Consider the following 25,093-nt stretch of genomic DNA (forward strand, 5'->3'; position numbering starts at 1 on the left):
ACTCGGCTCAGCAGGCGGCGTGGTCGGCGGCGGCGGCGAGCAGGTTCCCCTCCGGGATGGCGATCCGGCTCCGCCCGCCGCTCAGTCGGGCGGCGGCGCGTCGGGCCTGCACGGGGCCGTGTTCGCGACGAGCGGTGGCGTAGCTGGCGGCGGTGCGGGCCGCGATGGTGGCCCAGCCGTACCGTTCACCGACCATCGTGCGGGCCCGCCGGGCCAACCGCCGGGCGAAGACCTCGTCGCCGAGCAGTTGGCCGACCGCGCCGGCGAGCGCGTCCGGGTCGCTGTGCGGGAACGTCACCCCGGTCACGCCGGGTTCGACGATCTCGGCGAGGCCGCCGGTACGGGCCACGGCGAGGGGCGCTCCGGCGGCCGCCGCCTCCAGCGCCACCATGCCGAACGGCTCGTAGAGGCTGGGCACCACCGTCGCGTCGGTGGCGCCGAGCATCGCCGGTAGTTGGGTGGAGTCGAGGAACCCGGTGAACCGGACGGTCGAGCTGAGGGCCAGCCGTCGGGCCTCCGCCTCCAACTCGGTGCGGTACGGGCCGTCGCCAGCGATCACCACGCGCAGCCCCGGGTGTCGTTCGCGGAGCCGGGGTACGGCGTGCACCAGGTGCTGGACGCCCTTCTCGTAGACCAGCCGCCCGGCGTACCCGACCAACGGGCCGTCTCCGGCGAACCGTGCACGGGCCGACGCGACCGCTCGGGGGCGGGCCCGCCAGGCCCGGTCGTCGACCCCGTTGGGCACCACGTCGACCTGGGCGGCCGGTACGTCGAACAGCGCGGTCACCTGGTCGCGCATGTACCCGGAGCAGGTGATCACCCGAATGGATGAGCTGCTGAGCCAGTGCTCGACGCCGTGGATGGTGCGGTTCATCTCCTCCGGCAGCCAGCCTTGGTGTCGGCCGGCTTCGGTGGCGTGCATGGTGGTGACCAGGGGGAGGTCCAGGTGCTCGGCGAGGGTGACGGCCGTGTGGGCGACGAGCCAGTCGTGGGCGTGGATGACGTCGTACGAGCCGGCCTGGGTGGCGCGCAGGGCGGTGCGGGTGAGGGTGTGGTTGAAGGCCATGGTCCAGGCCAGCAGCGAGTTGGTGGCGAGCGGGAAGGTGACGGGGTCCTCGGGGGCGCGCAGGATGCGCACGCCCTCGGCGTATTCCTCCAGGGGCGCGCCGTCGCTGTGCCGGGTGACGACGGTGACCTCGTGGCCGGCGGCGGCGAGGGCGACGGAGAGGGCGTGCACGTGTCGACCGAGACCGCCGACGAGCACCGGCGGGTACTCCCAGGAGAGCATCAGCACCCGCAGCTGTCGGGCGGGGTTGATGTCGATCACGTGGGCATCGAGTGACATGCGGCCCCCTTTGAGTTGTCTCCGGGCGCGCGCCGACCGACACCGAATCGATGTCGCCGTCGCGTCTGGATCGAGGCCAATCCTGCCGGGATCGCGATAACCAGCGGCGACACCACCGTTGCGGTCGTGTAAAGCGCTACTGGCTCTTTCGCCGCACCCGCAGCAGCTCGGCCACCGACCATGCCTGGAACGGGCACCCGGTAGCGGTGTGCGGCGCGAGGCCATCGGCCGTCTCGCTCACCGAGCCTAACCCATATTCCATCAAATGGGCCTCAATGCCGACGAATACGTCATCGACGGACATCTTCCCCCGGCGTGCGGCGTCCACGTACGGGCCGAGCAACCACGGCCAGACCGTGCCCTGGTGGTAGCCCCCGTCCCGGTCGGCCGGGCCGCCCTGGTGCCGGCCCACGAACTCCCCGGAATCCGGGGCCAGACTGCGTGGCCCGAGCGGGGTGAGCAGCCCGCTCCCGACCCGCCGCAGCGTCGCCTCGTCCGGCTCCATCGGCGCATACGGCAGCGACCAGGCCAGCAACTGGTTGGGGCGCAACGCGTCGTCGTCGTGCAGGGCGGCGCCGCCCAACGGGTACGCCGGCGCGGGCGCGTCCAGCACGTCGTGCAGCCAGCCGGTCGGGGCCGGGAAGCGCTCCCGGAAGGACGCGGTGGCCTGCCGGTGGCGTCGCCACAGCTCGTCCGCGTCCTGCCCGGCCAGCTCGGTCAACTCCGCGAGCCCGGCCAGCCCGTTGATCCACAACGCGTTGACCTCGACCGGCTTGCCGGTGCGCGGGGTGACCGGCACCCCGTACACCCGGGCGTCCATCCAGGTCAACGCGGTGCCGGCGGCGCCCTGGGTGAGCAGCCCGTCGGCCGGGTCGACCCGGATCCCGTACCGGGTGCCGGCGGTGTGGGCGTCGATCACCGCGCGCAACGCGGGCAGCAGTTCGTCGCCGAGGTCGGTGTCGCCGGTGACTGTGACGTGCCGGCTCACCGCGTGCAGGAACCACAGCGTGCCGTCGACGGTGTTGTACTCCACCCGACCGGTGTCGGCCGTGTTGGCGAGCATCCCCTCCGACAGCGTCGCCGCGTACGCCCGCAGCAGCGACCTCCCCAGGTCGGCCCGACCGGTGCAGAGGAACAACCCCTCGTACGAGATCATCGTGTCCCGCGACCAGGCGCCGAACCACGGGTACCCGGCCACCACGTCCACCGCCGCGTCGTTGGTGCGCACCACGAACGCGTCGGCGGCCAGCGCCAGGGTGGCGTCCACGTCGTCGGCCGGCTTCGCCGTCGCCACCACGTGCCGGTTGCGCCGTCGCGCCGTCGCCACGATGTCCTCCGCCGACATTGGCTCCAGGTCGAGCGGAGCGGTCCAGGCCCGCACGGACACCGTGTCGCCGGGGCGTTCCAACTCACCGGAGAAGCGGCCCGCGTACCAGAGGTCCTCGTCCGGGTGCAGCCCCCGGTTGGCCTCCTCGCGGTGGTGCACGCCCAGCCACCACTGCCCCTCGGGCGCCCAGCCCGGGCCGGCGAGCCGGTACGCGCCCTCGACCACCGCGCCGTCGGCCACCGCCTCGACCTGCGGGACCGGGCCGTCGGCCCGCCGTTCGCCGTGCGCGTCCCGCCAGGTGCAGGCGGCCGACAGCTCCAGCCGGACCGGACCACCCGCGACCAGCCGGTGCACCACAGCGACGCAGGAGCGGCCGGGCAGCATGGCCAGCTCCCGTTCGATCACCACCGCGCCGATCCGCCAACGCCAGCGGGGTAGCCCGTCGATCAGGTCGAAGCGCTCCAACAGCTCGAAGCCGCGCGGGTCCACGTCGCCGGAGGCCCACTCGTGCGCGCCGAGGCGCACCCGCGCCCCGGACGGCAGTGTGACCGCCGGATCAAGGCTTACCAGTCCCACCTGACGGGAGGCCGGCGTTTCGCCGGGAACCACCAACAGACCGTGGTAGCGACGTGTCCGCAGCCCGGCGACCGTGCCCATCGCATAGCCGCCGAGGCCGTCGGGGACCAGCCACTCCCGGCTGGCCGCGCTGGTCAGATCGCCACAGATCTGCGGGCCGAAGTGAATGTCGATCAACTTTCCTCCACCGGCGGCGGGGTGTAACACGCCACGACGAGAATGGCCGCTGTGGTCAAGTACCGCGGCGACGTCAAAGATGTGCACGTGATCATTGACCGATCGTCCTCCGACGCCTCGCCACCCGACGCTGAGCGGCTCCGGCTCGCCCAGGCCGACTCGGGGGAGCAGGACTGGCGTGCATGGGGTCCCTATCTGTCCGAACGGGCGTGGGGGACGGTACGGGAGGACTACAGCGAGCACGGTACGGCCTGGGACTACTTCCCGCATGACCACGCGCGGTCCAGAGCCTACCGGTGGAATGAAGACGGGATGGCCGGCGTCTGCGACGAACGACAGACCTTCGCCTTCGCCCTGGCCCTCTGGAACGGCAAGGACCCGATCCTCAAGGAGCGGATGTTCGGCCTCGGCGGCGACGGCGGCAACCACGGTGAGGACGTCAAGGAGTACTGGTGGTACGAGGACTCCACACCCACCCACTCCTGGATGCGCTGGCGCTACCACTACCCGCAGGCCGCCTTCCCGTACGACGAACTCGTCGCGGTGAACGCGTTGCGTGGCCGCGACGACACCGAGTACGAGCTGGTGGACACCGGGATCTTCGACGACGACCGGTACTGGGCGGTGACCGTCGACTACGCCAAGGCGTCCCCGACCGACCTCTGCATGGTGGTGACCGTCGCCAACCGGGGCGACCAGGCGGCCACCCTGCACGTCCTGCCCACCCTGTGGTTCCGTAACACCTGGTCGTGGGGCCTGCCCGGCGGCGACCGGATCCCCCGGCTGACCGGCCAGGGCACCCGGCTCGTCGGCGAACACCGGGTGCTCGGCCAACTGCTGCTGGAAGGCGACGGCGGCCCGGTGCCGCTGCTCTGCGACAACGACACCAACGCCGAACGGCTCTGGGGTCTGCCCGGCCGCTCCCCGTACCCGAAGGACGGCATCAACGACCACGTCGTCAACGGCGCGGCCACCGTCAACCCGGCCCGGGAGGGCACCAAGGGCGCGCTGCACTACGTGCTCGACGTGCCGGCCGGCGGGCAGCGCCAGATCCGGCTGCGGCTGACCCGTACCGCGTCGCCGCCGGCCGCCGCGCCGCCGCCCCCGGCCGACCTCAGCGACGGCTTCGAGGCCGTGGTGTGGGCGCGGCGGGCCGAGGCGAACCGGTTCTTCGCCGGAGTGATCCCGCCGGCCGCCACACCCGACGAGGCGCTGGTCGCCCGGCAGGCCATCGCCGGGCTGATGTGGGGCAAGCAGTTCTACCACTTCGACGTCAAACGTTGGCTCGAAGGCGACCCGGGCTCGACACCGCCGCCGGCCGGGCGTCGGCACGGGCGCAACAGCGCCTGGTGGCACATGACCAGCTTCGACGTCATCTCCATGCCCGACCCGTGGGAATACCCCTGGTACGCGGCCTGGGACCTGGCCTTCCACTGCGTGAGCATCGCCCGGGTCGACCCGGGCTTCGCCAAGGAGCAGATCCTGCTCCTGCTCCGCGAGTGGTACCTGCACCCCAACGGGCAGATCCCGGCGTACGAGTGGGCGTTCGGTGACGTGAACCCGCCGGTGCACGCGTGGGCGGCGCTGAAGGTGTTCGAGATCGACGGCGGCCGGGACTACGAGTTCCTGGCCCGGGTGATGCACAAGCTGCTGCTCAACTTCACCTGGTGGGTCAACCGCAAGGACACCGGCGGCAACAACGTCTTCGAGGGCGGCTTCCTCGGGCTGGACAACGTCGGGCCGTTCGACCGTTCGGCGGCGCTGCCGGTCGCCGGGGTGCTGGAGCAGTCCGACGGCACCGGCTGGATGGGCATGTACGCGCTCAACCTGCTGGACATGGCGATCGTGCTCGCCGAACACGACCGGACCTGGGTGGACACCGCCACCAAGTTCTTCGAGCACTTCGCCTACATCGCCGCCGCCGCGTACGAGCAGGGGTTGTGGGACGACGAGGACGCCTTCTTCTACGACGTGCTGCGCCTCGCCGACGGCACGAAGGTGCCGCTGAAGGTCCGCTCCGTCGTCGGGCTGCTGCCGTTGGCCGCCACCACCCGGCTCACCGCCCGGACCCTGCACCACCTACCGGAACTGGGCGCGCGGCTGCGCTGGTTCCTCACCAACCGCCCGGAGTACGCCCAGGTGATCGGCACCCGCCGACTGGGCCCCGACGGCCGGCAGCAGCGGCTGCTGTCCATGGTCGGCCCGGAGCAGGTGGTCCGCCTGCTCGCCCGGATGCTCGACCCCGACGAGTTCCTCTCCGACTTCGGCCTCCGTACGCTGTCCCGCGCGCACCTGGACATGCCGTTCTCGGTCACCCTCGGCGGGCAGGAGTTCTCCGTCGGCTACGAGCCGGCCGAGTCGACCAGCGGACTGTTCGGGGGCAACTCGAACTGGCGCGGTCCGATCTGGATGCCGACGAACTTCCTGCTGATCAGCGCGCTGCGCGACTACGCGGCGTTCTTCGGCGACGACCTCCAGGTGGAGTACCCGACCCGCTCCGGGGTGAAGCACACCCTGGACGAGATCGCCGACGACCTCTCCGCCCGGCTGATCTCGCTCTTCACCCAGGACGACTGGGGTCGACGGCCGATCTACGGTGCCGCTCAGATGTTCCAGACCCACCCGGACTGGCGCGACCTGATCGCCTTCCCCGAGTACTTCCACGGCGACAACGGGGCCGGCCTGGGCGCCTGGCACCAGACCGGCTGGACGGCCCTGGTAGCCGACCTGATCCTGACCCTCCGCCGCTGACCCCCGCCCTCGCCCACGTTCGCCCAGCTACTTCCCTGATGTTGCTGTCTCGGGGCCGTTGGAGGCAGCAACATCAGGGAAAGTGCGCAGCGTCGGGAGGCCACTCGATCCTGGATCGAGCACAGCATTGCAGCCGCTCGAACTACTCGGTGAGCACCTTCACGGTGTCGGCTAGTCCGTCGTTTCGGTTGATGCCGACGAAGAATTCGCTCCCCACATGGGTGACATCTTCGATCTCATCGACCAAGTTGTTCCCCGGGATTCCGATGTCACTCTCCACATCGCCTCCAGACCAGTTGTACTGGTACACCCAGTTCCACCCGGTAGCGGGCGTTGAGGTGTTGATTGATCTGGTGTTCCAGACATAATTCTCTGAGCAGTCAATGCCTTGGTCGGAACGATTATCGTGACTCGTCAGATTGCTCTTCACCAGCGTCCATCCGCTCGTAAGCGCGCCGGCGCCGGGATGGGTCCACAGGCTACCCAGCCGTCGGGCAGCATATTTACCGGCTCCGCCGGCAGCAGTCGCGCTGTAGCAGAGGCCGCTGATGTTGCCTATCGGTAGACGCACTTCCCCGGCTGTGCCAATAGACCCGTCGGCGTTCAGGCGTACGATCGTCACCTTATCGCTCAGAAACGCGGATTGGCTTCCCTGGGTGGCAATCAGGGCCGGGCCCTGGCCCAGATAGTTCGCGTTGTAGGCGAGGTCGTTACCGTGGCCGAGTGTGGGTATGGAGGTTGGTGTCCCGGCGCAGACCCAGCTTGTGCTATCCCAGGTGGAGCCGTCGCGCAACCACCTGGACAGGACGGGCTCCGCGCCGGCCGCCTTTGTGAAAATGATGTAAAGCTGGCCGCCTGGCCCTGCCACCATGCCTTGCATGACCGTGCGACCGGCCTTGCACGCGCTGCTGTTCGGGATGTTCAGCCGTTCCGCCCCGCTCCTGTCCGTAGCGGCGTAGGCAGACGCCGCCGGGGCAATAGCGATTCCAACTGAGAGTGCGAGCACGGTCGCGACGTTCGATAGTTTCTTCAATTTGGTGTCTCTCCTCCAGGGGTAAGGCGAGAGGAGGGTATCAGTTGATGTCGACTTGTCTATGTCGCCCTTGTCGTGGTGGCGAGCCGGGCCTCTCCTGCTGCTTGGCCCCGTTGATTCGCGCTGGGGGTCGGCCCTTCGCCCGGCAGCCAGCGTGGTGTCTCGCCGCCACGCGTGCCCGCTACCGGTGCACCGGTAGCTGCGGCGCCGCGCCTGGGTGCGATCTTCCTCCGTAACCAGCCCCGAGCACGCTCCTGATGTGCCGGCGGTGCTGGCCCGGCGTGCCCGCCGAATGTTGGGCGGTCGCCGCCGCGCACGGGCATCGAACAATCGTGTTGGGCGCGTGGGGATCTGTTCCAGGTCGGACCGTGGTCACCATCTGCGGCCAGACCATCGCGGCGGGCCTGGTCACCGTGGCACCGGACGGGCAGTCGTTGACCTTCCGTGCACCGGCCTGCGCGGCCGGGAACACCACGGTCGTCGTGAGCACCGACGGGGAGCCTCGAGCCAGCTCACCTTCCGCTACGTGCCGCGAATCCTGCCAGTGACGGGTGACACCGTTGCCGCGCCGCTGAGCGTCGGCGCGTTGCTGGCGCTCCTCGGCATCGTCCTGGTGCTGCTGACCCGGCGCCGGCAGCGTGCCGATCGCATCGGCTGACCAGCAGTCCCGGCCAGGGCCCAACCCGGGCCCTGGCCGGGGCGAACAACGTGGCGGTACCACCCGTTCAAACTCCCACGAACACGACGGGTGCCGGCCAGCAACCGTCGTCGCGCCTTGGCGCTCACTGATAGCCGACGTGGACGATCAGCTGGCCCTCCCTGGGGTCGGCCCCCACGTAGACAGACGCCGGGTCGAACAGGATCGGCGGCAGGCTCAGGTCCTCGGAGAGACCCATCTCGCGTGCCAGATCCTCCGGAGACTGCCCCGCCGCAGGCACCAGTGTGATCGTTCGCCAGCATCCACCGGAGGCGCACTCCATGCTCTCGTCGGCGATCGTCGCTCCGGACGGCACCTCCGGCATCCGCGACTTCGGCGGCAACGATCCCTCGGTCTTGAACACCTGCAACCACAGGAACGACAGGACCCACAGGCACGACAGCAGGCCCAGCGTGACGGACACGGCCACGAGGGTGCGCTTGGTGCGTCTCCGCAGCGCGGTCCGTGACGTCATCGCGCGAGGATAGCCGGGCACAGTTGATCAGCCAGGGCGGGAGTGGGCTCAGGTCAGCCGGTGAAGGGCTCGGGTCCGAGGCGGCCCCAGGCCACGAACGCGGCCATCGCGAGGTAGGCGAGGTTCAGCACGATGAACTTCACCTCGCCGTAGCGCAGGTGGGTGATCATCGCGCCGACCATCAGCAGGATCCAGCAGACGGCGGTCACCGGCACCAGCGCCGGTGCGATGTCCAGCACGCCGGGCAGGATCAGGCCGACCGCGGCCAGGAGTTCGAGGACGCCGAGGGTCTTGACGAAGCCCACGCTGGCGTCGCCGGTCCACCCGCCGCCGTTGGCCGCGGACAACTTCTGCTTGGGTACGAACGTCTTGGTGATGCGGAGCGAAACGGCCCTGCGCCGCTGATCGCCCCGGATCTGCTTTCAGGGGTAGCCCCGGGTGTTCCCGGATATGTCCGTCGCGCCTACGGGTCCAGGCTCGATCTCGACGAACTGTTCCCTGGGGGTCGGGATGAAGCGAGTGCATCGGGCGTTGGTCGCTGTGACTACGGCTCTGGCGGTGATCGGGGTGCCGGCCGTTGCCAACGCCGCGTCAAAGGAAGCGGATCGCGGCGCGCTCCAGAAGCGGCTGGACGACGTCGTGGCCGCCGGGGCGGTGGGTGCGTTGGCGGAAGTGCGTGACGAGCATGGCGTCTGGCGCGGCGCCAGCGGTGTCACCGAACTGGGCGAGCAGCGGCCCGTCCCGGTGGCGGGCCGATTCCGGGTCGGCAGCGTCACGAAGACGTTCGTCGCCACCGTCGTCCTGCAACTCGTCGACGAGGGGTGGTTACGGCTGGACGACACGGTCGACCGATGGCTGCCCGGAGTCGTTCCGGACGGTCACCGCGTCACAGTGCGTCAACTGCTCAACCACACCAGCGGCCTGTACGACTATCTGCACACGCTGCCGCTGCCGCCGGAACCGGAGTTCCTGCACAACCGGTGGCGGACCTGGAGCCCGACCGAGCTTGTTCAGCGGGCGCTGGCCAACCCGCCGGTCTTCGACCCGCCGGGTTCGGCTTTTGCCTACTCGAACACCGCCTACCTCCTGCTCGGCCAGATCGTCGAAAAGGCCACCGGCCAGTCGTACGGCGAGGAGATCAAGCACCGAGTCATCAAACCGTTGCGGCTGCGCGACACCTCTGTGCCGGGGACATCTTCGCGAATCACCGGCCCGCATCCGCACGGCTACGTGCGGATACGGCAGAACGGCGAGTCGAGCCTCGTCGACTACACGAAGATGAACCCGACGGTGATGGGCGCAGGTGGCGAGATGATCTCCACGACGGGCGACCTCAACCGGTTCTTCGCCGCACTGCTGGGTGGGCGCCTCCTGCCGGATCACCTGCTCAAAGAAATGAAGACACCGGGTGTCGAGGGCGGCCGGTACGGGCTGGGGCTGGCCTGGTGGCGGGACACCTCGTGCGGAATCCGGGTGTACGGCAACGACGGCGATGCCCTGGCGTACCAGTCCTGGTCGTACCTGACCGATGACCGGCGCCGCCAGGTCACGATCGCGCTCACGCCCGACTTCAGCGGCGACCCGGACGACGCCGTCGACGCGTTCCTGAACAAGGCGCTCTGCGGCTGACCAGCGAGACCCTAGTACGGGGGCGCGGGCGTTTCCGGCGACCGGTGGAGGGATCGTCGCGCGTCCGCGCCAGCGACGCCGAGCAGCACCACGGCGGCGACCGCGCCGGCGGTGAGCGGCTGGAGGTGCAGTGCTGCCGGGATCAGCAGGCCGAACGCCAGCAGGCCGGCCAGCCGGGGCCGGGAAACCCGACCGAAGACCTGGTATTCGAGCGCCGATCGTCCGGCGAGGAAGAGCACCGGGCCGCCGAAGATGGCGATGAGCCAGGTCGCCGGGAGGTGCCCGAGCGGCTCGGCGATGAACAGCTCGAAGCCGACGCCGGTGAGCACGATCCCCGCGATCATGACCATGTGGGCGAACGCCATTTCGGTCGCGAGTCGGGCCGGGTCGCGGGAACGGTCGACGGCCGTGCCGAGCATCCCTCCCGCCACGTGGAAGTAGATCCGCCAGAGCAGGACGGTGCTCGCCAGCGCCAGGATGAACCCACCCGTCTGGTCTGTGTGGAACTCGCTGCCGCTGAAGGCGAGCCCGATGACGAAGATCGCCTCGCCGAGAGCGATGAGGAGGAACTGTTGGTACCGCTCGGCCAGGTGCTCGGCGGCGATCATCTGGACGCCGAGCCGTTGCGCGCCGAGTCGCGGGGTCGGCCAGCCGAGGAACAGCCCGGCGTAGTCGATCAGCACGGCGAGGGTCCAGAGTGCTCCGCGAACCGTGCCGTCGTTGACCAGCCCGCCGATGACCCAGAGCGGTGCGCTCAAGCCGAACCAGAACAGGATCCGGATCGACTGTTGTGGGTCCGGCCGGCCGTGCCCGGCGACGTGGAAGAACACCACTCGGCCGATCTGGAGAGTCACCAGGGTGATGGCGAAGAGGGAGGCCCGTGCGCCGAAGCCGTGCGGCACGGCGACGGCCATCGTCATGGCACCGACCAACGTCATGATGATGACGGTCTGGACGATCGGGGCGTCCGGGTCCAGCCAGCTTGTCGACCAGACCGTCACCGACCAGACCGCCCACAGTGCCAGGAACAGCAGCAGAGCCTGGCCGAGACCCGCGTACACGCCGCGTTGGCCGTCGGTGAAGTCGGCGATCAGCCGCGCGGAGATCCGGGTGAGGGCGAAGACGAAGACCAGGTCGAGGAAGAGCTCCAGAAAGGTGGCCCGCTGGCGGGTGGCTTCGCTGCGCAACAGTCTGTCGGGGGTGTTCCTCATCGGCTCGCCACGCGCCGGTGTCGCCGAACCACGTGCCCTCCCGTCGCGGTGATCTCCTCGCCTAACGAGCCAGGGTGCGGCTGTGGCACGTGGAGCGAACGGGCCGGCGACCCACAACAGTCACCAATCCGTCACCCGACCGCTACGGCAGGTGTACGCCTCTACGCTCGTGGGCGTGCCCGGACCTGCCGAGAAGGCCACTGAACAGGACCGGCGTGACCTCATCGTCACGGTCGCGCGAGAGTTGGCCGAGACGGAGGGCTGGGCGGGTGTGACCACCCGACGGCTCGCCGAACGAACCGAGATCGACATGGGCGACATCTATCGGCATTTCGCCGATCTGGAGGCGCTGATCGCCGCGGTCGCGGTGTGCGCCTTCGCCGATCTGGCCGCCGACCTCGCCGAGGCGCATGCGGAAACCGCCGGGAGCCCCGAGGGGGTCTGGCCGGCGGTCGCGACCGCGTACCTCGACTTCGCGTACACGAATCCCGAGGTCTATGACGCGATGCTCGCGCTGACCCCCGACCTGGCCCTCGGCGTGGATGGCGTGCCGGCCGCGCCGCGGGCGGTCTTCGCCGAGCTGCGGGCGGCCCTGACCCCGCTGGCCGAGGGGCGGGACCCGGACACTCTGGCCGAGGTGGGTTGGAGCCTGCTGCACGGCGTGGTGATGCTCACCCGCGGTGGCCGGCTGCGACCCGAGGGGCAGGAGGACCGCGAAGCGTTGATCGCGCAACGGTTGCTGCGGTGGCCCTGACCAGGCCGCCGCCGACGCCCCCCGATCGTGGTCAGTTGATGGGCTGGCGGTCGTCGGGAATCATCATGGATGTCGCCTCCGCATGACGACGGCCGCGCCGGAACGGTTCCCGAAAATCCGGAAGATCTCAAATGGATCTCCCGCCTATCCTGTCTCTCGGCTTTGGGGGCGGTGGCATTGGGAGGGGACGGCATGACGGTCGGCGTGGCGGCGCGACGACAGGCACAGGTGTTGATCTTCGATGCGGACGACACGTTGTGGGAGAACAACGTCGTCTTCGAGCGGGTGATCGACGACTTCCTGGGCTGGTTGGACCACCCCACCCTGGACCGGGCCGCGCTGCGGGCCGTCCTCGACGACATCGAGCGGGCCAACGCTGTGGCGCACGGGTACGGCAGCAAGGTCTTCCTGCGCAGCCTGGCGGAGTGCCTGGAGCGGCTGCGCGAGCGCCCGGCCACCGACTCCGAACGTCAGGAGATCGACCGGCTGGCGGTGGCCCTCGTCGAGCACCAGGTGGAGCTGATGCCCGGGGTGGCCGACGCGCTCGACGAGCTGGCCGGCCGGCACGAGTTGCTGCTGCTCACCAAGGGCGATCGGGAGGAGCAGCAGCGCAAGCTGGACGCCTGCGGTCTGCTGCACCACTTCGGGGCCGCGCACATCGTCGCCGAGAAGAACGTCGACACGTATCGGTGGCTGACTCGGGAGCACGGCTTCGCGCCGGACGGTGCGTGGATGATCGGCAACTCCCCGAAGTCCGACATCCTGCCGGCGCGCGCCGCAGGGTTGAACGCGGTGTTCATTCCGAACGCGAACACCTGGGTGCTGGAGGACGACGAGCTGGACCCGACCGACGGCGGGGTGCTGCGGCTCGCCGCGTTCCGGGACCTGCTGCGCCACTTCTGAGCGTACCGAAGCCGAACAGCGTCGGCGATCATGGTCGTGTTACGCCAACCTGCCCGATTTTCATCGTGGGATCAGTCCTGCCGCCAGTCGTCCGACGCGGCTTGTCCGGCCGGTCTGAGCGCGCCTAGCCTGGTCCGGCGCTCACGGCCCTTCGGGGTGTGTCGGGGGCGCGTCGGCGTTCGGCGGGTGGGCACCGTGGAGCTGAGTGCGAAGTGGCCGGCTCACCCCGTTGTGGCGCGTGGCGTCGCCGCCACGCCCGCACGGCGGGGTGCCGGAGCTGTCCGCTTCCCTGCCGGACGGCCGAGGGTCAGGGCCGGGTAGTTGCGGACCCGGTCCTGACCCGGCCCGCGAATCGTACGACCGTTGCGAGCGGGGCAGACCGCACGCCGGTTCGACTGTCAGGATGGCGGCATGAAGCGCAGATCTCTCCTACTCGGCGCGGCGGCGGGTCTGGTCGCTCCGGCCGTGCTCGCTCCGGCCGCGCCCGCACTCGCGGCGGACCGGCCGTTGCGGCCGGCCTGGGGCACAGCCCCGGCGCAGCGACCCTGGCCGAGGTGGCAGCCCCAGAACCGGGCCAGCGCATTGACGACGCTGCCGGCGGAGACGAAGCAGGTGATCATCGTCGGCGCCAGCAGCTACACCACGACCTACGCCACGCTGGAGGCGTATGTGCGGGTCCGGAACAGCTGGCAGCCGGCCTCGGGGTCGTTGCCCGCCCGGATCGGCTCGAAGGGCTTCAGCGACAACCACGTGGAGGGTGTGCCGACCACGCCGACCGGCGTCTACTCGATCGGCCCCACCATGTACGGCATCGCCGCCAACCCGGGCGTGCGATTCCCCTACCACCGGCTGGTCAGCGGTGACTGGTGGAACGAGAACCCGTCGTCCGCGCTCTACAACACCTTCCAGCAGAGTGCGACCAACCCGGGCGGGGCCAGCGAGGCGCTGTGGAAGGAGGTTCCCGCGTACACGCACTTCGCGGTGATCACCTACAACATGCCGCCGAACGTGCCGAAGCCGGTGCCGAACGCGGGCAGCGGGATCTTCCTGCACCAGTTCAGCACCAGCGCCGGCAACGCCACCGCTGGTTGCGTCTCCCTCGCCCACGGTCACCTGGTCGACGTGCTCAACTGGCTGGACCCGGCGCTGTCACCACGCATCGTGCTCAGCCCGTACGCCCAGCTGAGCCGATACTGAGAACCGCTGCGGCTCAGCCGGCCTCGCGCCGGACGATTGACACCGCCACCCGGCAGAACTCGTCCATGTCCGGGTTGAACCCGGCAGCGATGTCGGGATGCAACCCGGAGCGGGTCTCCTCCAACAGTCGTTGGCAGACCTGCTCGACCGGTTCACCGGCGTAGCCGGTACGGACCCGCTCGGTGGCCGCCTGAAGCGCCGAGGTCAGCTGCTCCTCCAGCGGGCCGCGCAGCTTCTGCTGCACAGGATCGAGCCCGCGGGGGTCGAGCGTGACGTGTGGCTCCGACATCGGTGCTCCCTTCGTCGGCGTCCGCGATACCCCACCGCGAACGTCGGTCAAACCCCGGTCGGTACGGCGGCAACCCGCACCTGGTACGAGAATTCCTCCGCCGGCTCCTCGTGGTACGACAGCCGGCGGATCTGCCGGTCGTCGTCGTAGAGGGCGACGTCCACCAGCACGCCGAGGTGGGCGAGGCCGATGCTCGACACCCGCTTCTTGTCCTGCAACACCGCGCAGACGCCGCCGAGAAGGGTGCTGGCGTCAGACGTACGGTGCCCGGGCGGGCAGCGCAACACCAGGTCCACCTCGATCGGCCCGGGCAACGGCGTCCAGCCGGTGCGCTGGGCCGCGGCGAGGGCGGCCTGGAGCAGGGTGCGGACCCTCGTCGCCTGCCGGTGCCCGGCGGCGAAGATGGACAACGCTTCGGTCTTGACCGGTGGCAGGCCGCTCACCTCGAATGTCAGGGCGAGAGCGCGGGTGTCCTGCACGACGGCACCTCCTCGTTGGGACGATCCTGCCGAACCGGGGGAGCGGCGGTGGGACGTTCCCGCGATTACCAACCGATCGGGCAGGCATGGGTCGGCCGGAGGCGTGTCGACGGCGGCGGCGAACGCGCCGGCTACGGCGCTAGGAAAACGCTAGCCGACGATGCCCGCGCTCGGTAGTCGGTCGTTCACCCGGTGGGGCGTGGGGCGAAGGCGCAGAACTCGTTGCCCTCGGGGTCGGCCAGCACCCACCACCAGTGCGCCTCGTCGAGCGGCTCCCGCAGCAGCGTCGCGCCCGCCGCGATCAGCGCCATCGGCTCCGGGTCGACCAGGTCGACGTCCCAGTGCAGGCGGTTCTTGACCGTCTTGGGCTCGGGCACCGCGACGAACACCCAGTACTCCCACGGGAACCCGGCCGCGCCGACCACCGACGAGGTGCTCGACTCGTGCTCGATGGTGCCGCCGAGCACGCCGGCCCACCAGGTCGCCTGCGCTGCCGGGTCGGCCGAGTCCACCACCAGCTCGAACGGGCCCGGTCGGGTGCCGTCGCGGGCCGGGAACGCGCAGAACTCGTTGCCCTCCGGGTCGTTCAACACCCACCAGGACGCGTCGCCGCCCGGTTCGCGGACCAGCCGGGCGCCGTCCGCGAGCAGCGCCGCCCGGTCCGCGTCGGCCAACCGCAGATCCAGGTGTACGCGGGTCTTGCCGACCCGAGGCTCGGGCACCTTGTTCACCCAGATGGATTCCGCGTTGGAGCGCGCCGAGCGGGGATCCACCCGGGTGTCGTCGTCACCGGCATCGGCCATGTCACCGTCGAGCATCCGGGCCCAGAAGCCGCCGAGTGCGAGCGGGTCGGTAGCGTCCAGACAGAGGTCCTTGAAGCGCGCGATCATCGTTCAAGCATGCCCGGTCCGGGCAGGACACCGGTGGAACAAGCGCCGCGTGGCGGAGTCAGTGCCGCTCGACGCCTAGTCGATCATGGAGTTGTGGTGGGTGGCAAGGTCCCCGTATAACCCCAAACCGGGCACCGCAACTCCCTGATCGACCGGACCCGGCCGCGATCTTGCACTTGCTGTCCCGACGTAGGGGGCATTGCACGCTTTTCGGCGACCGAAACTGCAAGATCGACGCGGGCGGCCGGTCGGGCATGTCTCCTCCGGAGAAGCCCCCGCGTGAGGGCTTCTCCGGGCTTCGCGTCAGTGCTGCTTGGCGTACTCGACGAACGCCTTCCAGGCCGTCGGGTCGACGTGCAGGGTGCCGCCGTCGCGGTCCTTGGTGTCGCGCACCAGCACCACGCTCGGCAGGTTGTCGGCGACCTCGACGCAGGATCCGCCGTTGCCGCCGGACCGGGTCGACTTTCGCCACTGTGGGGTCAGCATGCCCATGACTTCGCCACTTCCTTGATCAGGTCGGTTGACTGCCGGCGGGGGAGCGCCTCGTTCCGCACGATCTCCCACGTCTTCGCCAGCTTAGCGACGTCGGCCGAGGCATCGACGAACTGCGCGGTGAGCTGGTTGTCGGCGTGAGCCACCCGCTCGCCGTCGGGCATCTCGGCGATGATGAACTGACCGGCGAGCCCCAGATACATCCCAGCATCCACCGGGACGATGTGCACCTGGATATGCTCCGCCGTTGTCAACTGGGCCAGGTGCTCGCACTGCTCGACCATGAGGCCCGGCTGGTCGAGCACCGGCCGGCGCAGCACCGCCTCGTCCAGTACGGCGATGAGCTGCGGCGGGTGCGCGCGGTGCAGGATCGCCTGCCGCTCCAGCCGGGAGGCGACGATCCGGTCCACGTCCTCGGCGTCGAACCGGCCACCGGCCAGCGTCGCGCGGGCGTACCGCTCGGTCTGGAGCAGGCCCGGCACATACGCCAACTCGAACCAGCGCAGCGTGGTCGCCTCCCGCTCGAACTCGATCCACTCGCGCAGCCACGCCGGCTCGGCGTCGAGCCGGGCCAGCCCGTCCAGCATGCGGAGGAAGCGTCCGCCGGTCCGGTGCTGGGTGTCGACCGCTCGCATGTACTCCTTCGTGGGCGGTCGCCCGCCGGTCTCCACCGAGCTGACGTGTGAACCCGAATAGCCGATGCCCCTGCCGAAGTCGTCCTGGCTGAGCCCAGTTTCCGCCCGGAGCAGGCGCAACTCCTCCAGCACGTAGTCGGTGACGGTCCCCATCGATTCCCCAACCTTCGCTCGGTCTGGCCCGGCGTGCCCCTCATCGGTGCTCACCTGGGCCGCTGAGCTGCACGGATGGCGTGAGCACGTATCGACGGTAGTCGCCTCATCACCAGACTGTCACCAGTGGCGGGTCCGCTGGTGGCCGGAATGGCGGCGGTGGGCTCTGCCCCCGGGTCGCTCCCGTCTCCCCCTTGCGGGAGCGGCCCCTTCGCCGGTCCCCGAGGAGGTCGATGTGCTCACCACGACAGACCAGCAGCCCAGAGTGCGGCGGTGGTGATGGTGGTCCGGCCGCCCGTGCCGCACGTCGCCATGCGCCCGCTGTGGCGGTGCCGCAGTTGCGGCAAGGAGTGGCCCTGCCAGCCGGCCAAGCTCGCCTTGCTCACGGAGTACCGGACCAGCCGGACCGCGCTGCTGATCTACCTCGGCACCCTGATGCACGAGGCGACGAACCAGCTCACCCAACTCCACCCGGAGCACCCGCCGGCCCGGATGACCGAGCGCTTCCTCTCCTGGGCGAGGGCCCGGAGCTGACGCTCAGCCCGCCGTCGTTCATCCCGGGAAGTGGATCAGCGCACCCGTCGGTGTACCCGGGTCCCTCGCCGGTGAGCACCGCGGCGGCGCGGATCTTGGCGCGCTCCGCCTCGAACCGCTCCGAGGGCCACTCGGCTTCGTGCAGAAGCAGCCGGCTGGTGCGCGTGAACAGCAGGAGACCGAGGACAACCGCGAGGCTGAGAGCGGTGACCACGGCCAGGCACACCTGCCAGCCGGGCATGTGCCCGTTGCCGTGGCCGGCCGGTGTGACCGTTTGCTGGTCGCAGGTGTCGCTGGTGCATCCGTCTTGGGCGGCGGGCGGGGCCGGTACGGCGGTGGTGGGGCTGCTGTGGCCGATTCCGCGATCGCCGCGCTTCACTCGCTCGCGGGGCGCAGGTGCACGCGGCGCAGGAGTTGGGCGTTGAGGGCGACCACGATGGTGGAGGCGGACATCAGCACGGCCCCGACCGCGGGGCTGAGGGTCACCCCGGCCCAGGCGAGGACGCCGGCGGCCAACGGGAGGGCGATCACGTTGTAGCCGGCGGCCCAGGCCAGGTTCTGGATCATCTTTCGGTAGGAGGCGCGGGACAGGCGGATCACCCCTGCCACTGCGCGCGGGTCGGAGGAGGCGAGGACCACCCCGGCGGACTCGATGGCGACGTCGGTGCCGGCGCCGATCGCGATCCCGACGTCGGCGCGGGCCAGCGCGGGGGCGTCGTTGACGCCGTCGCCGACCATCGCCACTCGTAGTCCGCGTTTCTGTAGTTCGGCCACGGCGTCGTCCTTGTCCGCTGGCAGCACCTCGGCGAACACCTCGTCCTCGCCCGGGCGAAAGCCCAGGTCCGCGGCGACCGCCTCGGCGACCGAGCGGGCGTCACCGGTGATCATGGCGATCTTGCGGATGCCCTGCTGGCGTAGTTCGGCGATGGCTTGCCGCGCCTCGGGACGGACCTGGTCTTCGAGGGCGAGGGCGCCGATCACCCTGGCCTGGTCGTCGTCGAGGCGCAGCAGGTGCAGCACCGCGGCTCCCCGGCCCGACCACTCGTCGTGTTGGCGGCGCAGGTCATCCGGCGCTGCGGCCCGCAGTTCGCGCAGCAGCGCGGGCCCGCCGACGGCGTAGCTGACGCCGTCGACCTCGGCGCGTACCCCGCGCCCGGTCAGTGACCGGAACCCCGTCGCGGTGCGCCGGGCCCCCTGCTGGGCGGCGGCAGTGACGATGGCCCGGGCGAGGGGATGCTCGCTGTCGGCTTCCACCGCCGCCGCGATCGCCAGGACGTCGGCGTCGCTGCTTCCGGTGGCGGCGGTGACGCCGGTGACGGCGTGCTCGCCGCGGGTCAGGGTGCCGGTCTTGTCGAACAACACCGCGTCGACCGTGCGCATCCGTTCCAGGGCGAGGCGGTTCTTGATCAGGATGCCGCCCTTGGCGGCGACGGCGGTGGACAGAGCGATCACCAGAGGGATCGCCAGGCCGAGCGCGTGCGGGCAGGCGATCACCAGCACCGTCACCGTGCGCACGACCGCCTCGTCGAGGTTGCCGAACACCGTCCAGACAAGCAGCGTCACCACGGCCGTGGCGCTGGCGATGTAGAACAGCCAGGCGGCGAACCGGTCGGCCAGCACCTGCGCCCGGCCACTGGACTGCTGCGCCTGGGCGACCAGGCGCTGGATCCCGGCCAGGGCGGTGTCCTCACCGACGGCCTCGACCCGGACCCGGATCGCCGCATCGGTGGCCACCGTGCCGGCCACCACCCGATCCCCCGCCTCGCGCGGCACCGGACGAGACTCACCGGTGATCATCGACTCGTCAAGCTCCGCCCGGCCGTCGGAGATCCGCCCGTCGGCCGGCACCCGCCCGCCTGGGCGCACGAGCACCACGTCGCCGACGTTCAGGTCACTGACGCGCACCTGCTCGGGCTGACCGTCGCCGCCGAGGCGTTCGGCGTCGTCGGGCAACAGCGCCGCCAAAGCGGACAGCGCGCCCTGGGCCTGGCCGATGGCCTTCATCTCCTGCCAGTGCCCGAGCAGCATGATCGTGACCAGGGCGGCCAGCTCCCACCAGAAGTCCAAGTCGAACGCGCCCACCGCCGTCGCCAGAGAGGCGACGTAGGCGACGGTGATCGCCATCGCGATCAGCAGCATCATCCCCGGCGCCCGGTCGCGCACCTCCCGCACCGCGCCCTGCAGGAACGGCCACCCGCCGTAGGCGAACACCACCGTGCCCAGCACCGGACCCACCCACCCGACGCCCGGGAAGTCCACCTGGTAGCCGAACCAGTCCATCACCATGTGACTGGTCACCACGATCGGCACCGTCAACGCCAGACTCAGCCAGAACTTGCGCCGAAACGCCTCCGGGTCGTGCCCGGCGTGCTTGTCATGCCCGGCGTGCGCGTCGTGCTTGCCTGCGGGGGCATCGCCCCCGCCGGGTTCCTTCGAGTGACCGGGGTGGTCACCGTGTCCGTTCACCCGGTCTGTCGCCTGGGTGGAGATGTTCATCTGGTGGTGCTGGTGGTGCTGGTGGTGCTGGTGGTCGTGCGACATCGTGATCGCCTCCTCGCCCTCAATATACCCCCGGGGGGTATCGGCGTCTAGGGTCGCCGATGTCTTGCACGTCACCCGAGCGGGCCTGTGCGGCGCGGCGCGGCGAGTCGGGGTGCCAGCGGCAATGCTCGTGCCTGGCGGCCTGATCCCCGCCCGGTCGAGGTTGACCGACTTCGGCTAGGTCTCGAACCTCGACACAGCGGTGTTCGCATGGGTGCCTCCCAAACTTGGCGAGGAGTCGGTGCGCTGCCGCTACCCGCCCGCGCGCCGATCATGCTCACACCGCCCGTCGGTTACTGCCGAACCCTCCGCTGACAGCGCGAACACGCGCGTTCGGGCGCAGGCACCGAGGGCCGGTCGCTGTGTGAACTCTCGGTGTGACAGCCAGGTTTCGCGACTTCACGGGCGGGGCAGAGTAGCCGCTACAGAGCATCCGGGCCGGAGTTTCCGCAGCTTGCCGACTCGGAATCGGCTCGCCGTGCGCCGGGGCACGGATGCCCTCCCCGGTCTTTCGCCGAGGAGAGGGGGAGGGCGATGACGGACCCCGAAACGGCTCGACACCGACGCCGGCCGGTTGTTCGGCTGGGCGCGGCGGCTGCCGCGCTGGCACTCGTGGCGCCGCTGGCCGCGTGCGGCGCGGACGACGCTGGTGGCCCACCGACGATCAACCTGTACTACCCGCCCGAGCAGAACCTGCAGAAGGTCGTCGACGACTGCAACGCGCAGGCCCAGGGACGGTACGAGATCGCCTACCGGGTGCTGCCCCGGCAGGCCGACGACCAGCGGGTGCAGATGGTGCGCCGGCTGGCCGCCGAGGACAGCGGGATGGACCTGCTCGGGCTGGACGTCACCTGGACCCAGGAGTTCGCCAGCGCCGACTGGATCCGCGAGTGGACCGGCCAGGACAAGGCCGACGTCGAGCAGGGCACCCTCGCCGGGCCGTTGGACACCGCCCGATACGAGGACAAGCTGTACGCGGCGCCGAAGAACACCAACGTCCAGTTGCTCTGGTACCGCAAGGACCTGGTGCCGCAGCCGCCGACCACCTGGGACCAGATGATCAGCGCGGCCCAGCAGCTCAAGGACCAGGGCAAGCCGTACCAGGTGCTCACCATGGGCGCGCAGTACGAGGGTCTGGTCGTCCTCTACAACACCCTGGCCGAAAGCGCCGGCGGGAAGATCCTCAACGACGACGGTACGAAGGCCGTGATGGACGAGGGCACGGTCCGGGCGTTGGAGCAGCTGAAGAAGTTCGCCACGTCGGGCGTGACCTCGCCGTCGTTCAGCAACGCCACCGAGGACCCGGTTCGGCTGGAGTTCCAGTCCGGCGCGGGCGCGTTCCAGGTGAACTGGCCGTTCGTCTACCCGGCTCTACAGGAGGCGAACCCGGAGCTGGCCAAGCAGGTCGGCTGGGCTCGGGTCCCGGGCATCGACGAGGGCACCCCCAGCAAGGTCACCATCGGTGGGGTCAATCTGGCGGTCAGCTCCTACTCCAAGCACCCGGAGCAGTCCTTCGAGGCGGCCCGGTGCATCCGCAGCGCCGAGCACCAGAAGTTCTCCGCCATCAACGACGGTGTGCCGCCGACCATCGAGGCGGTCTTCGACGACCCGGAGATGACCGAGGCGTACCCGATGAAGGACACCATCCTGGAGGAGCTGAAGGAGCCGGCGACGCGTCCGCTGACCCCCGCCTACCAGAGCATCTCCACAGTGATGTCGGCGATCCTGTCGCCGCCGTCCGGGATCCGCCCGCAGCAGACCGCCGACGAGCTGCGCGACGCCATCGCTGACGCCCTCCAGTCCAAGGGGGTCCTGCCGTGAGTATCAACGCCACGCCGACCGGCGCCGATGTCGCCGCCGAGGAGACCCGCCGGCCCGCCGCCGTACCGAAGCAACGCGGCGGCCGTCGCAAGGCCCCTCTGAGTGAGAACAAGAAGGCCGAACGCCGGCTCGGCCTGCTGCTCTGCGCGCCGGCCGCGCTGGTCATGATCGCGGTGACCGCGTACCCGATCATCTACTCGGTCTGGCTGTCGTTGCAGCGCTTCGACCTGCGCTTCCCCGACCAGCGTGAGTTCATCGGGCTGGAGAACTACGTAACAGTGCTCACCAACGAGTTCTGGTGGACGGCGTTCGGGGTGACCATGCTGATCACGGTGGTCACCGTCGCCGTCGAGCTGGTGCTCGGCATGGGCCTGGCGATCATCATGCACCGCACCCTGGTCGGGCGCGGCCTGGTCCGGACCTCGGCGCTGATCCCGTACGGGATCGTCACGGTGGTCGCCGCGTTCTCCTGGCGGTACGCCTGGACGCCCGGCACCGGCTACCTGGCCGACCTGTTCAGCGACGGCGCGCCGCTCACCGAACGGGCCAGCTCCCTGGCGATCATCATGCTGGCGGAGATCTGGAAGACCACCCCGTTCATGGCGCTGCTGCTGATGGCCGGCCTGGCGCTGGTCCCGGAGGACCTGCTCAAGGCGGCCTCCACCGACGGCGCGACCGCCTGGCAGAAGTTCACCAAGGTGATGCTGCCGGTGATGAAGCCGGCGATCCTGGTCGCGTTGCTGTTCCGCACCCTGGACGCGTTCCGGGTCTTCGACAACATTTTCGTGTTGACCGCCGGAGGCAACGAGACGTCGTCGGTGTCGATGCTCGCCTACAACAACCTGATCCGGGGTCTCAACCTCGGCATCGGTTCGACGATGTCGGTGCTGATCTTCATCACCGTGGCGATCATCGCCTTCGTCTTCGTGAAGCTGTTCGGCACCGCTGCTCCGGGCAGCGACGACGGAGAGAGGCGCTGACATGGCTGTCGAAACCACTACCAGGGCAAAGCTGCGCTGGGGTCTGCTCGACGTCCTCGTGGTCGTCTTCGCGCTGGTCCCGGTGCTGTGGATCGCGTCGCTGTCGTTCAAGACGCCGGCCACCCTCACCGACGGGAACTTCATCCCCCGGGAGTGGACGCTGGACAACTACCGGACCATCTTCGACACCGACCAGTTCGTCAGGGCGCTGGTCAACTCGATCGGCATCGCGCTGATCGCCACGCTGATCGCTGTGGTGCTCGGCGCGATGGCCGCGTACGCGATCAGCAGACTGGACTTCCCCGGTAAGAAGCTGCTGGTCGGCGTCTCCCTGCTGATCGCGATGTTCCCGCAGGTGTCACTGGTGTCGCCGCTGTTCGAGATCGAGCGTCAGCTCAAGATCTTCGACACCTGGCTGGGGCTGATCCTGCCGTACATCACCTTCGCGCTGCCGCTGGCGATCTACACGCTGTCGGCGTTCTTCAAGCAGATCCCGTGGGATCTGGAGAAGGCCGCGAAGATGGACGGCGCCACCCAGGGGCAGGCGTTCCGGCGGGTGATCGCGCCACTGGCCGCGCCCGGGCTGTTCACCACGGCGATCCTGGTCTTCATCTTCTGCTGGAACGACTTCCTGTTCGCCATCTCGCTGACCTCGACCGAGCGGTCGCGCACGGTGCCGGCAGCGTTGTCGTTCTTCACCGGCGCGTCGCAGTTCGAGGACCCCACCGGGGCGATCTGTGCCGCCGCCGTGGTGATCACCGTTCCGATCATCCTGTTCGTTCTCTTCTTCCAGCGTCGCATCGTGTCCGGTCTGACCTCCGGCGCGGTAAAGGGATAGGTGGGTAGTCATGGCTGACATCGTGCTGGACAAGGTGAGCAAGAGCTTCCCGGACGGGACCGTCGCCGTGCAGGACGTCGACCTGGAGATCGCCGACGGCGAGTTCGTGATCCTGGTCGGGCCCTCGGGCTGCGGCAAGTCCACCACCCTCAACATGATCGCCGGGCTGGAGGACATCAGCTCCGGTGAGCTGCGCATCGCCGGGCAGCGGGTCAACGACAAGGCCCCCCGGGACCGGGACATCGCCATGGTGTTCCAGTCGTACGCGCTGTACCCGAACATGACAGTGCGGGAGAACATGGCGTTCCCGCTGCGGCTGGCGAAGCTCGACAAGGAGACCATCGACCGGAAGGTCGACGAGGCGGCGAAGGTGCTGGAGCTGACCTCGCTGCTGGACCGCAAGCCGGCCAACCTCTCCGGTGGCCAGCGTCAGCGCGTCGCCATGGGCCGGGCAATCGTCCGCCAGCCGAAGGCGTTCCTGATGGACGAGCCGTTGTCCAACCTCGACGCCAAGCTGCGGGTGCAGATGCGCACTGTGGTGTCCCGCCTGCAGAAGCAGCTCGGCACCACCACTGTCTACGTCACCCACGACCAGACCGAGGCGATGACCCTCGGCGACCGTGTGGTGATCATGCGCGGGGGCGCGGTGCAGCAGGTCGGGCCGCCCCAGGAGCTGTACGACCACCCGAAGAACCTCTTCGTGGCCGGCTTCATCGGCTCGCCCTCGATGAACTTCCTGCACGCCGCCGTGCAGGACGGCGAGCTGCACACCGCCCTGGGCGAGGTGCCGATCGGTGACCGGGTCCGCCGGGAGTTGGAGTCGGCCGACGCGCCTCGCGAGCTGATTCTCGGCATCCGGCCCGAGCACTTCGAGGACGCCGAACTGGTCGACGACGACACCCGTCGGCGGGGCATGGAGTTCGAGGCGCCGGTGGACATCGTCGAGTCGATGGGCTCGGACAAGTACGTCTACTTCACCGTCGAGGGTGAGAAGGCCAGCGCCGCCGAGCTGGAGGAGTTGGCCGCCGACGCGGGCGCCGCCGACTTCGCCGGTGCCGGCGGCAACCTGGTGACCCGGTTGTCCGCCGAGTCCCCGGTCGCCGAAGGGCAGACGCGGCGGGTCTGGTTCAACCTGGAGAAGATCCACCTGTTCGACCCGGCCAACGGCCGCAACCTGACCCTGCACGAGGGTCGAGCCGCCGGCGCGCTCGCCGACTGACGGCCCGATCGCGCCGATCTTGCACTTTCGGTTGTCGATACAGGTGGAATAGCCCTTGTGTCGGGACAGGAAGTGCAAGATCGGCGCGGCGGGGGGATCGGCGCGGCGGGGGGATTGGCGCGGCGGGGGGCGACCTGCCGTGTTCTG

Annotated in this window: 23 protein-coding genes; 11 read left to right on the forward strand and 12 right to left on the reverse strand. The window is 69.7% G+C overall.

Annotation, left to right across the window (positions count from 1 at the left end; all coding sequences use genetic code 11):
- Positions 1–7: 7 nt before the first annotated feature.
- Together ACIA47_RS27330 and ACIA47_RS27335 are read right to left on the reverse strand one after the other, a co-directional pair.
- Complete coding sequence (locus ACIA47_RS27330) at positions 8–1,345, reverse strand: glycosyltransferase family 4 protein (protein WP_396711273.1); 1,338 nt, start codon at positions 1,343–1,345, stop codon at positions 8–10.
- Positions 1,346–1,481: 136 nt separating this feature from the next.
- Positions 1,482–3,425, reverse strand: a complete 1,944-nt coding sequence (locus ACIA47_RS27335) for an amylo-alpha-1,6-glucosidase (protein WP_396711274.1) — start codon at positions 3,423–3,425, stop codon at positions 1,482–1,484.
- Between the two features lie 42 nt (positions 3,426–3,467).
- Between ACIA47_RS27335 and ACIA47_RS27340 the strand changes: the two genes are divergently transcribed.
- Positions 3,468–6,176, forward strand: a complete 2,709-nt coding sequence (locus tag ACIA47_RS27340) for an MGH1-like glycoside hydrolase domain-containing protein (RefSeq protein ID WP_396711275.1) — start codon at positions 3,468–3,470, stop codon at positions 6,174–6,176.
- A gap of 142 nt (positions 6,177–6,318) precedes the next feature.
- On the opposite strand, the gene ACIA47_RS27345 is transcribed toward ACIA47_RS27340, so the two are convergent.
- A complete protein-coding gene (locus ACIA47_RS27345; protein WP_396711276.1) occupies positions 6,319–7,209 on the reverse strand; it encodes a hypothetical protein in 891 nt (296 codons plus the stop codon).
- 526 nt (positions 7,210–7,735) lie between these two features.
- Here ACIA47_RS27345 and ACIA47_RS27350 point away from each other — a divergent pair.
- On the forward strand, positions 7,736–7,867 hold the full coding sequence (locus ACIA47_RS27350; RefSeq protein ID WP_203121774.1) for an LPXTG cell wall anchor domain-containing protein: 132 nt from the start codon (positions 7,736–7,738) through the stop codon (positions 7,865–7,867).
- A 124-nt stretch (positions 7,868–7,991) separates the two neighbouring features.
- Here the strand turns inward: ACIA47_RS27350 and ACIA47_RS27355 are convergent, their stop codons facing one another.
- The gene (locus tag ACIA47_RS27355; RefSeq protein WP_396711277.1) at positions 7,992–8,381 is read right to left on the reverse strand and encodes a hypothetical protein; all 390 of its coding nucleotides are present in this window, start codon (positions 8,379–8,381) and stop codon (positions 7,992–7,994) included.
- A gap of 53 nt (positions 8,382–8,434) precedes the next feature.
- Positions 8,435–8,728, reverse strand: a complete 294-nt coding sequence (locus ACIA47_RS27360; RefSeq protein WP_396711278.1) for a DoxX family protein — start codon at positions 8,726–8,728, stop codon at positions 8,435–8,437.
- Positions 8,729–8,891: 163 nt separating this feature from the next.
- Here ACIA47_RS27360 and ACIA47_RS27365 point away from each other — a divergent pair, with 163 nt between their 5' ends.
- Positions 8,892–10,010, forward strand: a complete 1,119-nt coding sequence (locus tag ACIA47_RS27365) for a serine hydrolase domain-containing protein (protein WP_396711279.1) — start codon at positions 8,892–8,894, stop codon at positions 10,008–10,010.
- An 11-nt stretch (positions 10,011–10,021) separates the two neighbouring features.
- Here the strand turns inward: ACIA47_RS27365 and ACIA47_RS27370 are convergent, their stop codons facing one another.
- A complete protein-coding gene (locus tag ACIA47_RS27370; RefSeq protein ID WP_203121768.1) occupies positions 10,022–11,221 on the reverse strand; it encodes a low temperature requirement protein A in 1,200 nt (399 codons plus the stop codon).
- A gap of 175 nt (positions 11,222–11,396) precedes the next feature.
- Between ACIA47_RS27370 and ACIA47_RS27375 the strand changes: the two genes are divergently transcribed.
- The 3 genes from ACIA47_RS27375 to ACIA47_RS27385 all read left to right on the forward strand — a co-directional run bounded on the left by ACIA47_RS27375 (position 11,397) and on the right by ACIA47_RS27385 (position 14,075).
- The gene (locus tag ACIA47_RS27375; protein WP_112602341.1) at positions 11,397–11,975 is read left to right on the forward strand and encodes a TetR/AcrR family transcriptional regulator; all 579 of its coding nucleotides are present in this window, start codon (positions 11,397–11,399) and stop codon (positions 11,973–11,975) included.
- 192 nt (positions 11,976–12,167) lie between these two features.
- Positions 12,168–12,878 (forward strand): HAD family hydrolase, encoded by a 711-nt coding sequence (locus tag ACIA47_RS27380; RefSeq protein WP_112700140.1) that lies wholly within the window; start codon positions 12,168–12,170, stop codon positions 12,876–12,878.
- 411 nt (positions 12,879–13,289) lie between these two features.
- Positions 13,290–14,075 (forward strand): L,D-transpeptidase family protein, encoded by a 786-nt coding sequence (locus ACIA47_RS27385; protein ID WP_396711280.1) that lies wholly within the window; start codon positions 13,290–13,292, stop codon positions 14,073–14,075.
- Positions 14,076–14,088: 13 nt separating this feature from the next.
- On the opposite strand, the gene ACIA47_RS27390 is transcribed toward ACIA47_RS27385, so the two are convergent.
- From ACIA47_RS27390 to ACIA47_RS27410, 5 genes are all read right to left on the reverse strand, one after another.
- Positions 14,089–14,364 (reverse strand): hypothetical protein, encoded by a 276-nt coding sequence (locus ACIA47_RS27390; protein WP_203121764.1) that lies wholly within the window; start codon positions 14,362–14,364, stop codon positions 14,089–14,091.
- Between the two features lie 47 nt (positions 14,365–14,411).
- The gene (locus tag ACIA47_RS27395; protein WP_112583019.1) at positions 14,412–14,843 is read right to left on the reverse strand and encodes a hypothetical protein; all 432 of its coding nucleotides are present in this window, start codon (positions 14,841–14,843) and stop codon (positions 14,412–14,414) included.
- 185 nt (positions 14,844–15,028) lie between these two features.
- On the reverse strand, positions 15,029–15,733 hold the full coding sequence (locus ACIA47_RS27400) for a VOC family protein (protein WP_203121762.1): 705 nt from the start codon (positions 15,731–15,733) through the stop codon (positions 15,029–15,031).
- A gap of 303 nt (positions 15,734–16,036) precedes the next feature.
- Positions 16,037–16,219 carry a DUF397 domain-containing protein gene (locus tag ACIA47_RS27405; RefSeq protein ID WP_203121782.1) on the reverse strand — a complete coding sequence of 61 codons (183 nt, stop codon included), beginning with the start codon at positions 16,217–16,219 and terminating at the stop codon, positions 16,037–16,039.
- Complete coding sequence (locus ACIA47_RS27410; protein ID WP_396711281.1) at positions 16,213–17,013, reverse strand: helix-turn-helix domain-containing protein; 801 nt, start codon at positions 17,011–17,013, stop codon at positions 16,213–16,215. The genes ACIA47_RS27405 and ACIA47_RS27410 overlap by 7 nt, the downstream gene beginning before the upstream one ends.
- A gap of 279 nt (positions 17,014–17,292) precedes the next feature.
- Between ACIA47_RS27410 and ACIA47_RS27415 the strand changes: the two genes are divergently transcribed.
- On the forward strand, positions 17,293–17,547 hold the full coding sequence (locus ACIA47_RS27415) for a flavin reductase (RefSeq protein ID WP_203121781.1): 255 nt from the start codon (positions 17,293–17,295) through the stop codon (positions 17,545–17,547).
- 375 nt (positions 17,548–17,922) lie between these two features.
- Here the strand turns inward: ACIA47_RS27415 and ACIA47_RS27420 are convergent, their stop codons facing one another.
- Complete coding sequence (locus ACIA47_RS27420) at positions 17,923–20,043, reverse strand: heavy metal translocating P-type ATPase (RefSeq protein ID WP_396711312.1); 2,121 nt, start codon at positions 20,041–20,043, stop codon at positions 17,923–17,925.
- 579 nt (positions 20,044–20,622) lie between these two features.
- Here ACIA47_RS27420 and ACIA47_RS27425 point away from each other — a divergent pair.
- Genes ACIA47_RS27425 through ACIA47_RS27440 form a run of 4 tightly spaced genes read left to right on the forward strand, consistent with a single transcriptional unit; the run spans position 20,623 to position 24,946 of the window.
- Positions 20,623–21,909 (forward strand): ABC transporter substrate-binding protein, encoded by a 1,287-nt coding sequence (locus tag ACIA47_RS27425; RefSeq protein WP_396711282.1) that lies wholly within the window; start codon positions 20,623–20,625, stop codon positions 21,907–21,909.
- Complete coding sequence (locus ACIA47_RS27430; protein ID WP_396711283.1) at positions 21,906–22,889, forward strand: carbohydrate ABC transporter permease; 984 nt, start codon at positions 21,906–21,908, stop codon at positions 22,887–22,889. The genes ACIA47_RS27425 and ACIA47_RS27430 overlap by 4 nt, the downstream gene beginning before the upstream one ends.
- Position 22,890: 1 nt before the next feature.
- Positions 22,891–23,727, forward strand: a complete 837-nt coding sequence (locus tag ACIA47_RS27435) for a carbohydrate ABC transporter permease (RefSeq protein ID WP_091404101.1) — start codon at positions 22,891–22,893, stop codon at positions 23,725–23,727.
- A 10-nt stretch (positions 23,728–23,737) separates the two neighbouring features.
- Positions 23,738–24,946, forward strand: coding sequence for an ABC transporter ATP-binding protein (locus ACIA47_RS27440; protein WP_396711284.1), 1,209 nt, complete (start codon positions 23,738–23,740; stop codon positions 24,944–24,946).
- The last annotated feature ends 147 nt before the right edge of the window (positions 24,947–25,093 follow it).

The organism is Micromonospora sp. NPDC051227, from assembly GCF_044455385.1.
In the GTDB taxonomy this organism is placed as follows: domain Bacteria; phylum Actinomycetota; class Actinomycetes; order Mycobacteriales; family Micromonosporaceae; genus Micromonospora.

What these genes read in the sequence shown, in the direction of transcription:
- ACIA47_RS27330 (WP_396711273.1), bottom strand. Translation starts at nt 1,345, where the DNA reads ATGTCACTCGATGCCCACGTGATCGACATCAACCCCGCCCGACAGCTG.
- ACIA47_RS27340 (WP_396711275.1), top strand. Translation starts at nt 3,468, where the DNA reads ATGGCCGCTGTGGTCAAGTACCGCGGCGACGTCAAAGATGTGCACGTG.
- ACIA47_RS27355 (WP_396711277.1), bottom strand. Translation starts at nt 8,381, where the DNA reads ATGACGTCACGGACCGCGCTGCGGAGACGCACCAAGCGCACCCTCGTG.
- ACIA47_RS27365 (WP_396711279.1), top strand. Translation starts at nt 8,892, where the DNA reads ATGAAGCGAGTGCATCGGGCGTTGGTCGCTGTGACTACGGCTCTGGCG.
- ACIA47_RS27370 (WP_203121768.1), bottom strand. Translation starts at nt 11,221, where the DNA reads ATGAGGAACACCCCCGACAGACTGTTGCGCAGCGAAGCCACCCGCCAG.
- ACIA47_RS27380 (WP_112700140.1), top strand. Translation starts at nt 12,168, where the DNA reads ATGACGGTCGGCGTGGCGGCGCGACGACAGGCACAGGTGTTGATCTTC.
- ACIA47_RS27385 (WP_396711280.1), top strand. Translation starts at nt 13,290, where the DNA reads ATGAAGCGCAGATCTCTCCTACTCGGCGCGGCGGCGGGTCTGGTCGCT.
- ACIA47_RS27390 (WP_203121764.1), bottom strand. Translation starts at nt 14,364, where the DNA reads ATGTCGGAGCCACACGTCACGCTCGACCCCCGCGGGCTCGATCCTGTG.
- ACIA47_RS27400 (WP_203121762.1), bottom strand. Translation starts at nt 15,733, where the DNA reads ATGATCGCGCGCTTCAAGGACCTCTGTCTGGACGCTACCGACCCGCTC.
- ACIA47_RS27405 (WP_203121782.1), bottom strand. Translation starts at nt 16,219, where the DNA reads ATGCTGACCCCACAGTGGCGAAAGTCGACCCGGTCCGGCGGCAACGGC.
- ACIA47_RS27410 (WP_396711281.1), bottom strand. Translation starts at nt 17,013, where the DNA reads ATGGGGACCGTCACCGACTACGTGCTGGAGGAGTTGCGCCTGCTCCGG.
- ACIA47_RS27415 (WP_203121781.1), top strand. Translation starts at nt 17,293, where the DNA reads ATGGTGGTCCGGCCGCCCGTGCCGCACGTCGCCATGCGCCCGCTGTGG.
- ACIA47_RS27420 (WP_396711312.1), bottom strand. Translation starts at nt 20,043, where the DNA reads ATGAACATCTCCACCCAGGCGACAGACCGGGTGAACGGACACGGTGAC.
- ACIA47_RS27425 (WP_396711282.1), top strand. Translation starts at nt 20,623, where the DNA reads ATGACGGACCCCGAAACGGCTCGACACCGACGCCGGCCGGTTGTTCGG.
- ACIA47_RS27435 (WP_091404101.1), top strand. Translation starts at nt 22,891, where the DNA reads ATGGCTGTCGAAACCACTACCAGGGCAAAGCTGCGCTGGGGTCTGCTC.
- ACIA47_RS27440 (WP_396711284.1), top strand. Translation starts at nt 23,738, where the DNA reads ATGGCTGACATCGTGCTGGACAAGGTGAGCAAGAGCTTCCCGGACGGG.